The sequence below is a fragment of the Thermodiscus maritimus genome, from assembly GCF_055382595.1.
In genome coordinates this window covers 735,348-749,452 of the sequence record NZ_AP042434.1, presented here as the reverse complement: position 1 = coordinate 749,452, position 14,105 = coordinate 735,348, and the positions used below count along the sequence as shown (strand labels likewise).

The following is a 14,105-nucleotide window of genomic DNA, read 5'->3' as shown; positions in this document are numbered from 1 at the left end:
GAAACAGCTGCTAGAGGGACCCTATGCCTGCGGAACCCCCCTTAACTACGACACCCCCCTCCTGGAGAGCATACCTCCTATCGTAGGCGGGACTTGTAGGCTTATCCAAAGACTTACAGAAGCCCCCTCTAGAGTCTACGTGAGAGTTAACACCCTGAAAACAAGCGTCGAAGACTATCTCCGGAGACTCAAGGAATCAGGATACCTGTTTGAGAGGGACGAGGACATACCGGAAGCGCTGTGGGTGAAGGTTGAGGGACCCTTCAGAATCCAGAGCATGGAGAAGAAGGTTGTAGCAGATAAGAGAGCGGCCGAGAACGTGATGATGGGTAGCGACCTATACATTCCCGGGGTAGTCGACCCGGGACGGGTAGTGAAGGGTGATGTGGTGACAATAGTCGCCCCCAACGGGATACCCGTCGCCAACGGCATCGCTGTTAGGAGCTACCGGGAGGTCCTAGAGGCGAAGCGGAGGAAGCATAGGGGGAGGCTAGGCGTGTTCGTAAAAGTTACAGAGTCGATCTATCGTAGTGTCAGGATAGGGGACCTACCGGGCTTGAGTGATGGATTAGCGTATGGGCAGAGCGTCTCCAGCATGTACGTTGCAAGACTCCTCAACCCGCAGCCCGGTGAATCGATAATAGACCTCACGGCGGCTCCTGGGGGGAAGATAAGCCATGTAGCCCAGCTAGCGGGACCCCACAGCAATCTGGTGGCTGTGGATAGGCCTAGTAAGGCGGGCAAGCTGAGGGAGAACCTCAATAGGCTGGGAGCTACATGGGTTAAGGTATTAGAGGCGGATTCAAGGTACCTAACATTAGACTATCCAAGCCTAGCCGGGAAGTTCGATAAGGCAATACTAGACCCTCCATGCACCAACCTCGGAGTAATACCCAAGGTAATGGACTCACGGAGCCATAGGGATTCGAGGAACCTAGCCCAATACCAGTTCCAGCTCGCTAAGACTGCAGCGAGGCTTCTAAGGAAAAACGGCATACTAGCGTATAGCGTGTGCACTCTCACCTATACAGAGTCTGAGGCACAGGCGAGGAGGATTGCGGATGAGCTGGGATTTGAGCCCATCGAGCCGGAGTTTAAGACTAGAAGGCCCATTAGGTCGAATTATGACTTCTGGTTATCCCCTCTCCTACACGGCGTAACAGGATTTTACATAAGTATAATGAAGAAAAAATAGGGCCGACCTCTCCGAATACGCGGGTCTGGTAAGCTACTCCATACATGCATATAAGAACTCGAACATATACTTATAGTAAGTGTATATAGAATTACGGTGAAATTATATATGAGAAGCGAATATGATATTATCATAATCGGTGGAGGGGCCGCGGGTTTCTCCGCCGCGATAGCTTCAAGCGAGGCTGGTGCAAGCACACTACTAATAAGTGATGGCCCCCTAGGAGGGACGTGCGTAAACTTCGGATGCGTCCCGACTAAGTACCTCCATGCCGCATTAACATTAGCTAAGAAGACCAGTAGATCCATGACCCTACCTGGTCTCCTAAAAGAGGCCGCTAGGATAGCCTCAGAGCTAAGGATTGAGAAGTACGAATCCCTACTCGAAAGCCTAGGCGTGGATTACATACGGGGGAGAGCGCGTTTCAAGTCTAAGGGGATCGTTGAGGTTGACGGAGAGGAAGTCACATATAGAAAGGCTGCTATACTGGCTGTTGGCGCAAAGGCTTGGCACCCCCCAATACCTGGCCTGGAAAAAGTCAGCAATGCCATAGTAGATAATGAGAGGCTCTTCAAAGAACAATTAGAGCCGGAGAGCATCGCCGTAATAGGCGGCCGGGCCCAGGCGGCCGAGATAGCACAAATAATGGCGAGGAGCGGGGTGGAGACTTACCTTCTACAGCGGAGCCCAAGACTCCTACCAACCGAAGAACCCGAAGCGGGGAAAACAATAAGAGAAATACTTGAGGAGGACGGAGTCAGAGTTTATACTTCCACAAAGATAGCAGGGATCGAGTCGAGTGGAGACCGCGTTAAAATTAAAATCAACGCTGGAGGAATGGGCCACATCATACACGCAGACTACATATACCTGGCGACTGGGAGGAAGCCCGTGCTTGACGGTCTAAACCTCGATCAGGTGGGTGTTAGCGTCTCCCAGAATGGCTACATCATTGTTAACGAGCACCTTAAAGCATCTGAAGGAGTGTACGCGGCTGGAGACTGCATCGGGGGTCACATGCTGGAGCCCGTCGCTGCAAGAGAGGGATACGTGGCAGCGATCAACGCTCTAGGAGGCTCCCTCAAAATGGATTACAGCGTTATTCCTAGGGCCGTCTTCACAGACCCAGAGTTTGCTAGGGTTGGGTTAACAGAGGAGGAGCTGGCGAGAAAATTAGGAGTATGCGCATGCAGAACCGTCGACTTGAAGACCGTGCCGAAGTCCAAGATACTAGGCTACGAGAAAGGATTCTTCAAGGTAGTAATCGATCCGCGCAACAAGCGTGTTGTTGGAGTACACATGGTAGCTCCGGGAGCTGCGAGACGCGATACATGAAGCCGCAGTAGCGATAAGGGCTGGAATGACTATCGATGATCTGATAGACACCATCCACGTGTTCCCAACCATATCGGAGGGAATAAAGTATGCAGCCCTCGCCTTCTATAGGGATGTCTCGAAAATGCCATGTTGCCTGCTCTAAAGCATTGAATTCCAGTCATGCGCATTAAAACGCGCCCTTGACCATTCCTCGCTGGAAGAGGGCAAAGGCTAGCATATATGAGAGCCATTAGAACCTCTCCTGCATCAGCCTCTAATCCCGTTGTGCGAGGGTCCCTGTGGCCGCTCGGAGCCATCCTCTTAACTCATAGCCCAGTGCTCGTTATCTCCAGCTCACCCACTCCTCACAGCGGCCACTAGAATAAAGTCCATATTACTGGTATTATATAGTGATTTCCAACCGTATGTTAGCCGGGTCTCTCCTAAGGCTTGCTCAGCGAGCCACAGCGTCTCGTACAAAATCATGATAAATGATTTCAATTCTATTGAACCTGGAGCCTACAGGACGCCTGCATAACTAGGCCTTCATTCTAGCTCCCTGTCGTAGCAGGGCTTCTCGGAGCTCTATCGGTACCCTTATTGGCTGGAAGGTGTCTGGGTCGATTGCCACGGTTACAATTGTGCATTCCGCCGATATAGCCTCGAGGTCTAGATTTACTATCCTATACTTGTAAGTTATGCTCTTCTCCCCTACGATTATGTCAGTTATCTCAACCCTGTACCTGTCGTGCACCCTCAGCGGGGCTTTGAAGTCGCAGGAAGCGTGTACTCTTGGAAACATTGGATTTCCGGGCTTCCACCTAGCACCTAGTACGCTGGCGAAGAACTCCTCCTCTGCCTCTTCACAGTATTTGAATATCGAGGAGAAGTGCGCTATCCTTGCCGCGTTCTGTTTCATTCCAGTATACTCTATCCTCCTTACTGTAAATCGGCCGAGCCAAGAGGTTATCACCGATATATGGTTGTAGGTCTCTGGTTAATTAGGGATTACAAGGAAGCTATCTTAACGTATCCTAGTATGAAAATATTTGCGATCACGATTCAATCCTAACTGACTTCTAAATATAAATTGGTGCAGACTATGGTCAAGAGGATCCTAGTAGTGGGCGGCGGCATCGCAGGTGTAGGTCTTGCCAGGGTGCTAGCTGAGAAGGGGAAGGGACAGGTCGAGGTAGAGATTATAACCAAGGACAGGTTCTACACCGCCGGTCCCAGCAAGCCTCTCATACTAACGGGCGAGCAGCAGACCGATAGGATCGCTAGGGGCTACGAGGAGCTTAAGAGGCAGGGTATCAAGGTAACCTTCGGAGCCGTCGCAAGGATCAGCCCCGAGGAGAGAATAGTAGAGTATACGCAAGTCCCCCCTGCCCACCACAAGAATGGTAAGGCTAGCTACGACTACCTCGTAGTTGCACCCGGAGTAGTGTTCGATGGCTCAGCGATCGAGGGCTATGAGACCGCGAAGGGAAGGATATCCAACGTCTACGAGCTAGGCAAGGTCCACACTCTGAAGAGCTGGCTCAACACCATTACGAAGGGGAGGGTAGTAGTATACGCGCCTCCAATGCCCTACAGGTGTGCCCCCGCCCCTAGCGAGACCACCCTACTAGCGGATAAGCTGCTTAGGGCTAGGGGCGTGAGAGAAAACGTTGAGATAATACACGTCGACGCCAACGATACTCCGCAGCCACCCGTTATTGGAAAGGAGCTCTCCACACTATTCGAGCTGAACGGTATACAGCTGATAACCAAGAAGCAGATCGTAGAAGTACACGACGACAAGGTCGTGCTAAATGATGGAGAGGAGATAACCTACGACATACTCGCGCTACTAGAGCCCAACAGGGCCCCCGACTTCGTGATAGAAGCAGGCCTCGGCAACAAGTGGTTCGAGGTAAGGGCCCCAGACAACCTAAGGCATGTGAAGTACGATGACGTATTCGGAGTGGGAGACGTAGCCAAGCTACCCTTCCCCAAGAACCAGGAGATAGCCTATGAGTCAGCAATGTTCGCAGCAAACAACCTGATCGAAGAGCTAGGCCTAGGAGAGACTGTAAAGGTCCAGTACGCCTTCCTAGGATGGGCATACGTAGGCAACTCAAAGGGCGACGAGCCAACCCTCAGCCTAAAGTTCGGCCTAAACTTCACCCAGAAGCCTCCGAAGCCCACCAAGGACCCAGAGCCCAAGGCAGAGTACACCAAAGCCAAAGACCAGTGGGAGCAGGCCTACCTCAAGAACCTCTTCGGATACTAGGCGCGGGCCACCCTATAGTTTATTTATCCCTCCTCTTTTAAAGATACTTATTCCACGGTGCTCCTCTCGTGGAGGATCATGTTGAACAGAGGATCTCATTCCGCTACAATCCTCCCAGGGCTGAAATAATAATAAACAGGCCGGAGAAAAGAAACGCTATGACCTATAACATGTGGAAAGCCCTCACATCCTACTACCGGAAAGCCTGCGAGGACAGCAGCGTCAAAATCATTATACTGAGAGGTGAGGGTGGAGCCTTCTCCGCCGGAGACGATATAGGTGAAATGGAGAGCCTTGCAGGCATCGAGGAAGCTAAGAAGTTCTTCAAGGCCCTAGAAGAGGCTTTCATCACCGTGTTAATGTGCCCCAAGATAACAGTAGCTGTTGTAGACGGGCCCGCTGTGGGGGGTGGAGGAGAGATACTCCTATTGATGGATTATGTCATAGCATCCACCCGGTCAAGGATAGGCTTCCCAGAGATCCGCATCGGTCTCCTCCCACCGGTCCTCTCAACGCTTGGAGTCTACATTCTTGGACTCCGGGCGGCTAAAAGGCTCTCCCTCACAGGGGAGATAATAGATGCTAGAGAAGCCCAGAGGCTTGGAATAGTGGACGAGGTAGTTGAGCCAGAGAGCCTCATGGAAGCCATAGAGAGAATAGAGAAGCTGTTCTCAAACCTCCCAGACATGGCAGTTGAGTCAATTAAGAGGCTCTTCAACGCCAACACCAAGCCTATACTAGAATATGGAGTGAGCGAGCTCATCCAGTTATCCACCACTAGCGAGGCGAAGAGTAGGATGAGATTATTCTTGGAGAAAAAGCTGCCTAGACCATCATGAGATCCTTATACTTTTCCACGAGGCTGACACTCTCCTTTAGATCCGCGAACAACCTCTCCGCTTCCCTAATATCTTCAGGCTGCACCTGTCTTGACCCCCTCCTCCTGGCGATGATCCATGCGGGATCCAGGAGCTGGAGCGCGTACCTGAGACTCCTAGTGCTACCTATCCTTGCCAGCTCATCAACAGCCTCGTCCGTTAAGGGTACTTCTAGCTCGTCGCTCCTTATCCTTATGATATCTCTTATCTCGTCTTCAGTATAAGGTCTAGTCGGTATTATCAGGAGCCTATCCAAGAGATCCCTGGGCATGCCATGCGGCGACTCTATATCTGTCCCCTTGATCTTCGTGACCCCCCTGTTCGTTGCGAGTATTATTAGGGGGGCGAAGTCGCTCTCCATGGCCTTAGTCAGGAATCCAAATGCTTCAATATCGAGTAGGTGAGCGTCATCTATAAACAGTACTCCAGGTACAAGCTCTGCCTTCCCCTCATCGATCATCTTCTTAACGATCTCATCAGTCTTCTTCCTAACCTCATCGCTGATCTCCCTCTCCCCTCCAAATACCGCGAAGAGCCCTGTGAAGATAGCCCTCTGGGCCGCTATGCTTACATCCACGTCGTGGAGCGTGAATGTTCTCACAACCTGCTTCGTCTTCTCAACGGGTCCCTCGGGGATCTCAACCTCCTCCTCAACCTCGATATCGTAGAGCTTCTTACCCCTACCCTTAGCCCTTCCCAGCTTCCTTACCTCAAGCGTCTCTGCGTCGATTACTATAACGTCTCCCTCCCTAACCCTCAACTGGTAAAGCTGTGCGGCAACCTCTGGAGGGACCCTGCTCAGCTCCAGCGAGTCATCCTTGGTCTCGAGCACTAGTCTGGCCCCGGCTAGTGTGGGGTAGGGTGAGAAGGGAGACCTCCTCCTTAAGTACTTGATCGAGGCAACAACCCCCTCCAATACCCTGCGCTGCTCGACCACCCTAACACCTATAGCCCTCCTGATCGCCTGCAAAAGTACCTCAGTCTTCTTCTTCTCAACACTGTACACCTCGCTAGCGTTGATCGCTACGAAGGGGGTGTCGGCTCCCAGCTCCCTGGCAATAGCTATAGCGATAGCTGTCTTCCCAGTTCCCGGCGGCCCTGCTAGTAGAACCCCCTTCCCAGCCAGGCGGCCCTCCCTCACAAGCTCCACTACAATTCCAGCAGCCTCTCTAGCCTCTTCCTGCCCTACAAGACCCCCGCCAATACGCTTAGCCTTACCGCTCTCATCTAGGCCGAGGCCTGTGATGTGGCTGTGGCTAGACACCTGGATAGTCCTGGCAGGGGCTCGGAGACCCGACTCCATGGCTCCCAGCCCACTCCATAAACATCCAGGGATATCGGGGATTTAGGATTATCGACAATAATACAATAATCATATATGAGGTTACATCTCGACAATAACATACGATAGCGGGAAAGCTTATCAAACACTTTCAAATCGAACTTTAGGGCAGGGTCAATGGATAAGGGCTTAGATTCCGGTCTAGGAGCGGTCGAGTTCGCCCTTCTAATGTTCTCTATGACGACTTGTCTGCCCCTATTTTTCCTGGGGCCGCTCGCCTTTAAGATGGAACTCAGCCTCAGCCAGGCTCTCACTGCAACACTAACAGGAAACGGTATCATCGCGGCGGCGATGATAGCTAACGGTTATCCCGGCGTTAAGGAGAGGATAGATTTTATTGAGCACTCAAAGAAGGTCTTCGGCAAACTCTACAAGATTCCAGTGATACTAAGAGGGCTCGTTGGAGGCTTATGGTATGGTGTTGAGGCCTTTAACGGGGCTCTCGCAATCTCCCTCATAATACTATACGCTGCGGGAGTCAGGGATGGAATTCTCGATAAGGCGATGATTATCCTACCAGTCCTCCTACTACTATATGTCGCCTCGGCAACAATTGTGTACCGGAAGGGAATGAAAACCGTGGGGAAAGCTGCTAGCCTCGCCGGCCCTATACTCCTGCTATACTTCCTCTACCTAGCCTACGCGAACAGGGGTCTCTCGCTATCCCCGTACAATGCTCCGGCAGGGGTTGCATGGACTAGTGCAGCATTCCTAACATACCTAGCTATACAGACCAACTGGTGGGCGACGGTAGCGATAAACGTGAGCGATCTAACCCGCAGCGCTAGGGATACGCGGAGCGTGGCCCTAGGAGTAGTAGTTGGGATGCTTGGAGGCCAGCTGCTTGGGACTCTCCTAGGCTACATACTAGCACTGCAATCGGGTAGTGCTCTCCCCCACGAGATAATACTAAATGGCTCCCCCAACGCAGCGGTTCTCCTCATAGGGCTCCTCTTCGCCTTCCTCGCGCCATGGACCACTGATCTAGCAGCGAACATTCCCGCCCTCGACGGATTAATACGGGCGGCCATCAACATTAACGCTAAGAGGGCAGCTTTAGTAGCTGGAGGGCTGGGATTCATCCTTGCACCATGGTACGCGATGGACAAGGCCCAGGACATTGTAGGATATGTTGCAGGCTTCGCCTCAAGCTACGGTGTACTGCTGGGCCCTATTTTAGGCTCAATGCTAGCATACCTCGCCTCCAAGAAGGTTGCAGGGCTACCAGCCTTCACAGGACTGCTCACAGGAATAGCAGCTGCATACGTCTACGCAGTAGCTACGGGGACAATACAATACTTCCAGGCGGGGTCCCTCACCATCCCATTCCCGCCAGGCGAGACAATATACATTGGACTCGCAACAAGCCTACTAGTATCCCTGCTGGCCGCACCAATAAAGAGTAGCACAATAAACTCGTAGCGTAATCAAGGTATTAAACTCATACCTTTTTAACCCTAGATACAGTATTCAATATTAAACCCTTCAATCCTATCACAGCCTAACCGGGCATGTCGTTGACGGCTAGCCGAGTATTGATAGTGGGGCATAGGGCTAACAGCGGGAGGATCGTTGAATTCTACAGGATCTCCAAGGTAACACATGTGGAAATAGACGTCAGGCAGAACGGCTCCGAGATACTAGTTGGGCATGGCAAGCCCGTTATCAACCGGGCGACTCCGATAGGCTCATTATGGGCTTGGCTAGACTACAAGCTGTTCTGGCGGGACCCGCTACTTAAGACCAGAACCCTAAGTGAGTGGTTCGAGGTCCTCACTGGAAAGCTTAGAGTGGAAGGAGTACTCCTAGACTTGAAGAATGAAGTTGACCCGGATACCCTAGCCATGACTATTAGGGAGTCCGGCTTCAACGGCGAGGTCTACGTCTCGGTCGAAGATCACAGGCGGATCCCCCGGCTAAAGAAGGAGCTCCCCCAAGCAAAGGTGCTAGCCTCATACAGCATAATGCCAGTAGATATTGTGGAATGCACAATCAGTTCGGGGGCTGATGGTGTCTCCCTTAGGAAGGATTATGTAACGAGGAGCGTCGTCGAGCAGCTACATCACTATAGATTACTGGTTTTCGCGTGGACGGTTAATAGGAGGAGTGATGTCCTACGAGTATACGAGGCCGGGGTTGACGGGATCATAACGGATAGGCCTGATATCGTGAGGAAAACCATTCTCAGTCTATGAAGGCTAGGTTCTCCTCGGTGTCCGGGTCGAAGAGCATTACCTTATCCCTCGGGATAGACAGGTATACAGTCTTACCAACTCTCTCCGCGGTAGATGGAGGGGCCAATACTTTAAGCAGGCTCCCATCCACCCGTACAGTAACTATAACCTCTCTTCCGAGAGGCTCAACAGTATAGACCTCTCCCTCCATAACTATACCATTATGTCCAGGCTTATCCCTCAGCATAGCATCTTCCGGGCGGAAGCCGACTAGGACTGTATCTTTACCCAACCTCCTCAGCCTCTCCGCTAAGATTCCTCTAGGGCAGAACTTCCCACTTGACAGTATGACGCAGGGCTCCTCCGTGAGGTCTACTTTCGCAGGGAATACATTGGCTGGTGGACTGCCGATGAATGTTGCAACGAAGACGTTCCTCGGCTTCCTGTATACTTCGTTGGGGGGTCCCTCCTGCTGTATCACTCCATTGTTTATGACTACTATCTTATCTGCCATGGCGAGGGCCTCGCTCTGATCGTGTGTCACGTAGATCGCGGTGATCCCCAGGTCCCTCTGCAGCCTTTTCAGCTCGCTCCTTATCCTTAGCCTAAGCATAGCGTCTAGGTTGCTTAGTGGCTCGTCCATTAGGAGGACGCTCGGCTCCTTAACAAGGGCTCTCGCCAAGGCTACCCTCTGCTGCTGTCCACCGCTCAGCTGGCCAGGATACCTGTCGAGGAGGTGGTGTATTTGCAGCATCCTAGCTACCTCCTTCACCTTCTTGTCTATGTAGGATTTGGGCTTCCTGGCTAAGCGTAGGGGGAAGCTTATGTTGTCGTAAACCTTCATGTGAGGGTATAAGGCGTAGTTCTGGAATACTAGGCCAATGTTCCTCTCGTTGGGCTTGAGGTGGGTGACGTCCCTCCCGTCGAAGAGTATCCTTCCCTTGGTGGGCTTGTATATTCCTGCTATTAGGTAGAGGAGTGTTGTCTTCCCTCCTCCACTGGGGCCTAGGATCGCGGTGAACTTGCCATCCGGTATCTCGAGGTCGACGTTGTTGACTGCTATGACGTTGCCGAATTTCTTCGTCACCTTAATAAGCTGGACTGACACCATTCGGCGTCACCCCTTAAGCCCACCACTCATAGTTTCTATAAGCAGCCTTTGAGTGAATATGAAGAACAGTATCGTGGGCAGCAGGTATAGGGTTCCGGCCGCCGCCATTATTGGGAGGTAGCTTGTCTCAAGGCTCCCGCTTGCCAGCTGTCCTTCAATGAATGTTGCAAGAGTCTTCTCGTTCGGGGGAAGGAATATCATGACGTAGATGAGGTCCTCCCAGCCGGCTAGGAAGGAGAATATAGCTACCGCGGCTAAGCCCGGCTTGACGAGGGGGAGTACGGCGTGGCGGAAGGCGGTCCACCTGCTACCCCCATCTACGAGAACACTCCACTCCAGCTCCCATGGGACGCGGTCGAAGAAGCCTTTGAGTATCCAGATGCTCATCGGGATCTCCAGGCTCGCCCTTGCTAGGATAACGAATACGAACGCGTATACTGTCCGGTTTTGCAGCGGGACATACTTTACCAGCGTGTAGTAGTAGATCGTGTAAACGCCGACTATGAGAGCCACTCCCGGAAACGCGTGTAGTAGGAGGAGTAGCTTGAGGCTTCCACTCCTCCACCGGTACTTCATCCTAGAGTATGCATATGCGCTGGTCGTGCTCCCCGCTATAACCACCGCTGAGACGCCAGCAGCCACTATTATCGTGTTCACAATCATCTCTAGGATCTGCCTGGTCGAGTAGATCCTAGCGTGGGTGGTGCTCAGCTCTCCACGGAAGAATGCGACCCAGTTATCCAGTGTCCAGTGGAATTTCACCCATGGGTTGGAAACAATGGTGTCGGCGAAGCTCGTAACAATTAGGGTCGTGTAGGCGAGTATGAGGGGGAGTGATACTAGGAAGAGGACCCCGACTAGGATGACAGCCTTGTACCCCGTGACAAGAGGGGACTGGAGCTCACTTTCTCCACCAGCCATCATATATCACCCTTAGGCTCAGCCGTGAGCTCCCCAAACCTCATCAAGCGGAGTGTTATGAGGCCCAGTATGCTCCCGATTATTACGAGGATCACTGCTGCAGCGGCGGCGAGGCCCTGGTTCTTAACGGCGCCAAAGGCTTCCCTGAAAACGAAGAGGGCCCATGTAGTGCCGTACCACGGGTCAACGATCCTCCAGTCTACCAGGACGAATAGGTGGGTGTAGCTTGTTGTGAGGCTCAAGAGCTGCCACACGGTTACGAAGACCAGGTGCCACCTTGTCAACGGGATGAGTATGTGCCTTACAATCTGCCATGTCGAGGCACCGTCAACCCTGGCAGCAATGATCAGCTCTGGCGGGATATTCCTGAATGCACTGTAGAATATTATCATCCCATAGCTTACCCCTACCAGCCCGTTCACGAACACTATGATGGACCATGCGCTCCAGGGTAGAAGGCTTGGATCGGTACCCCAGTATACGGGGTGGTCTATGAGGCCCATCTTGAGGAGGAAGGCGTTTAGTGTCCCTTGAGGGCTACCATAGAAGAAGTAGTACCATATCAGCCCGAATACCGCTAGCGGGGTCATCCTTGGTAGTAGCCATAGTAGCCTATAGCTTAGGCTGATCTTCTCTTCTAGGACATAGGTTGCTATCGCTAGGAGGAGCCCTCCTAGAACGTTGACTATTAGGGTTAGTGCTACGAATACTATGGTTGTCTCGAGTACTAGCCTGCCGAGTGGGTGTGTTGTTACGAATTTAAAGAGGGCCCTATAGTTTTCGAGGCCAACGAACTGTGAGAGTCCTGAGACTCTCCAGTTCCTGAGGGGGGTGAAGCTTATCCACGCCGTCACGATGAGGGGGAGTATGTAGAAGACTACTATGAGTAGGATTGCGGGGAGGAGAAAAAATATTGCTTTATCGAGCCTGTGGCCTAGCCGCATCTAGGCCTGCCCCTTCCCTCTTACTGCAAGGTATGCCGCTATTATTATTATAATGATTACTATTATTCCTATTACTAGGGCTGTGGTGCCTCCACCGCCCCCGCCAGTGGTCTGGGTTGCCTCTGTTGTGGTTGCTGTCTCCTCGGCTCCTCCAGTAGTGGTCGTGGTTGTTTGAGTCGATGGTACTAGGCTCCATCCGGCGGGTATGCTTCCCTTGAACTCTACGCTACCGGATAGATCGGGGTCAGCTTTCACGCTGTCCTCGATGAACTTGACCGCCTCTTCTGGAGTCATCTGTCCCTTAAGGACCCTGTCTACTGCCTGCGCGAAGATGTCGGCTAGCTTAGCATAGTATGGGTGGCTTGGGGCTAGGTGAGTGTATTCTAGCATGTAGCTCACGTTAGCTAGGAACTCAATGTTTATCGGGTTAGCGGTCTTCTGGATGATTGGCGATATCGCATCCATGACCTCCTTGGAGAGTGGTAGCTGGAGGTTTTGTAGCTCGTTTATGAAGGTCTCGTTCTTGAGGAGTGCTGTGGCAGCCTTTCTCACCGGTACGTGGGCGGAGATCACGCTGTGGACAGCGTTTATTAGCGGGTCGCTTGCAGCGACTACCATTAGGAAGGCGAGCTCCTGGTATACCATCTTATAGTCTGGGTTGTCGTAGTTGGGATTATCCTTTCCAGCGTTGGCGGCGATCATCCACATGAATGGCTGGCTGAGGGTTACTGGCTTGTCCCCCGGCTCCCCCGCTGGGAAGAGGGTGTAGTAGAACTTCTCCTTAACCTCCTCTGGGGTCAGGGGCCTCTTCTCACCGGTTGTGGGGTCTAGGTAGTAGTCCTTGGTCTGCCACTCTGTCCAATACCATGTCCCTCCAATGTCGAATAGGGTGTTGCCGGCTCCTCCAGCACTCTTCTTCTCACCGACAATGGTTGGGTGGATCTGGGTAGCCCAGTCCCAATCCATTATGTTCCTAGGGAGGAGGCCTGCGTCGGCGAAAGCGGCTTCTGTTGCGAGCCACTTGTATATCGCCGTCTCGTCTACTACGAGCTTGCCGGTGTCAGGGTCGTAGAGGGTCCCTCCGAAAGCGTATATGAACTGTATTAGGTCGGGGTGCGCGCTCCCCTTCCTATGGATTAGCCCCCAGTCGGCGCAGCCCTTCTCGACGGCCTCCTTAGCCTTCATGTAAACGTCTGCCCACGTGAACTTGCCCTCCTTAACCTTCTCGTCTAGGCCATTTAGATCCCAGCCCATGCACTTGGCGACGTCCTTCCTAATGTATAGGGGCCTGGCCTCAGTGTCCTGGGGGACGCCATAGTACTTGCCCTTGTACTTTGCAGCCTCCATTAGGGGGGTGTAGAAGTCTGAGAATGTGCTGTCCCAGTAAGCCTGGACCCACTTGGTTATGTCTAGGAGTCTCCCCTCCGAGGCGAGGGTTGCTATGTAGATGTAGCTGTTCACGAAGAAGTCGCCGTTCTGGCCGAGGTCGTACTGTGTTATGAAGTTGTCGTACTGCTTCTGGAAGCTGCTCTCCCAGTTGGTGTCTACCTTTACAACTACGTTGATCCCGTTGTCCTGCCATACCTTGTTGATCCTGTTGGCAGCCTCTACGATACCGTACATTCTCATAACGCTGTTGGGGTCTCCCGCGGCCTGCACAGTATAGTGTACTTCGGTGACACCGTGGGCTTCGAGCCATCTCCCTATAGCCACCACGTCCGCCTGCCAGTTGCCGGTCAAGTCAGGCACTAACTGGGCCCGGACCGCGTGTACTGCCGCCAGGGGTGCCGCGAGGATAGCAGCCAATAGTAGGGTGACAAGTATCTTCTGGGCATTCATGGCGAAAGCACCCGTTAGTTGAGTTGTCTCTTGTCGTATTAAAGTTTTAACTGGAGACTTAAAATGAAATATAAATTCCTCTAAGATACACTACCTAGATAATTTGTAT

At 52.4% G+C, this 14,105-nt stretch carries 13 protein-coding genes; 7 read left to right on the top strand and 6 right to left on the bottom strand.

The window, feature by feature from the left end; all coding sequences use genetic code 11:
* Positions 1-7: 7 nt before the first annotated feature.
* From ACZ47H_RS04060 to ACZ47H_RS04050, 3 genes are all read left to right on the top strand, one after another.
* The gene (locus ACZ47H_RS04060) at positions 8-1,195 is read left to right on the top strand and encodes a PUA domain-containing protein (protein WP_464933946.1); all 1,188 of its coding nucleotides are present in this window, start codon (positions 8-10) and stop codon (positions 1,193-1,195) included.
* 108 nt (positions 1,196-1,303) lie between these two features.
* Positions 1,304-2,530 carry a mercury(II) reductase gene (gene merA, locus ACZ47H_RS04055; RefSeq protein ID WP_464932423.1) on the top strand — a complete coding sequence of 409 codons (1,227 nt, stop codon included), beginning with the start codon at positions 1,304-1,306 and terminating at the stop codon, positions 2,528-2,530.
* 25 nt (positions 2,531-2,555) lie between these two features.
* Positions 2,556-2,675, top strand: coding sequence for a hypothetical protein (locus tag ACZ47H_RS04050; RefSeq protein WP_464932422.1), 120 nt, complete (start codon positions 2,556-2,558; stop codon positions 2,673-2,675).
* Between the two features lie 375 nt (positions 2,676-3,050).
* Here the strand turns inward: ACZ47H_RS04050 and ACZ47H_RS04045 are convergent, their stop codons facing one another.
* On the bottom strand, positions 3,051-3,431 hold the full coding sequence (locus ACZ47H_RS04045) for an acyl-CoA thioesterase (RefSeq protein ID WP_464932421.1): 381 nt from the start codon (positions 3,429-3,431) through the stop codon (positions 3,051-3,053).
* Between the two features lie 183 nt (positions 3,432-3,614).
* On the opposite strand from ACZ47H_RS04045, the gene ACZ47H_RS04040 reads away from it, so the two are divergent.
* Both ACZ47H_RS04040 and ACZ47H_RS04035 read left to right on the top strand, forming a co-directional pair.
* Entirely contained in the window at positions 3,615-4,787 is a 1,173-nt protein-coding gene (locus ACZ47H_RS04040; RefSeq protein ID WP_464932420.1) for an FAD-dependent oxidoreductase, read from the top strand.
* A 68-nt stretch (positions 4,788-4,855) separates the two neighbouring features.
* Positions 4,856-5,626, top strand: a complete 771-nt coding sequence (locus tag ACZ47H_RS04035; RefSeq protein ID WP_464932419.1) for an enoyl-CoA hydratase/isomerase family protein — start codon at positions 4,856-4,858, stop codon at positions 5,624-5,626.
* Here the strand turns inward: ACZ47H_RS04035 and ACZ47H_RS04030 are convergent.
* The gene (locus ACZ47H_RS04030) at positions 5,613-6,968 is read right to left on the bottom strand and encodes a RuvB-like helicase (RefSeq protein ID WP_464932418.1); all 1,356 of its coding nucleotides are present in this window, start codon (positions 6,966-6,968) and stop codon (positions 5,613-5,615) included. The genes ACZ47H_RS04035 and ACZ47H_RS04030 overlap by 14 nt on opposite strands.
* A gap of 156 nt (positions 6,969-7,124) precedes the next feature.
* On the opposite strand from ACZ47H_RS04030, the gene ACZ47H_RS04025 reads away from it, so the two are divergent.
* Both ACZ47H_RS04025 and ACZ47H_RS04020 read left to right on the top strand, forming a co-directional pair.
* Positions 7,125-8,429, top strand: coding sequence for a cytosine permease (locus tag ACZ47H_RS04025; protein WP_464932417.1), 1,305 nt, complete (start codon positions 7,125-7,127; stop codon positions 8,427-8,429).
* 95 nt (positions 8,430-8,524) lie between these two features.
* A complete protein-coding gene (locus ACZ47H_RS04020; protein WP_464932416.1) occupies positions 8,525-9,202 on the top strand; it encodes a glycerophosphodiester phosphodiesterase in 678 nt (225 codons plus the stop codon).
* Here ACZ47H_RS04020 and ACZ47H_RS04015 read toward each other — a convergent pair.
* Genes ACZ47H_RS04015 through ACZ47H_RS04000 form a run of 4 tightly spaced genes read right to left on the bottom strand, consistent with a single transcriptional unit; the run spans position 9,192 to position 13,996 of the window.
* Entirely contained in the window at positions 9,192-10,292 is a 1,101-nt protein-coding gene (locus ACZ47H_RS04015; RefSeq protein ID WP_464932415.1) for an ABC transporter ATP-binding protein, read from the bottom strand. The genes ACZ47H_RS04020 and ACZ47H_RS04015 overlap by 11 nt on opposite strands.
* 6 nt (positions 10,293-10,298) lie before the next feature.
* Complete coding sequence (locus ACZ47H_RS04010) at positions 10,299-11,213, bottom strand: carbohydrate ABC transporter permease (protein ID WP_464932414.1); 915 nt, start codon at positions 11,211-11,213, stop codon at positions 10,299-10,301.
* Positions 11,213-12,157 carry a carbohydrate ABC transporter permease gene (locus tag ACZ47H_RS04005; RefSeq protein WP_464932413.1) on the bottom strand — a complete coding sequence of 315 codons (945 nt, stop codon included), beginning with the start codon at positions 12,155-12,157 and terminating at the stop codon, positions 11,213-11,215. Before ACZ47H_RS04005 ends, ACZ47H_RS04010 begins: the two co-directional genes overlap by 1 nt.
* Positions 12,158-13,996, bottom strand: coding sequence for a type 2 periplasmic-binding domain-containing protein (locus ACZ47H_RS04000; RefSeq protein ID WP_464933903.1), 1,839 nt, complete (start codon positions 13,994-13,996; stop codon positions 12,158-12,160).
* Positions 13,997-14,105 lie beyond the last annotated feature (109 nt).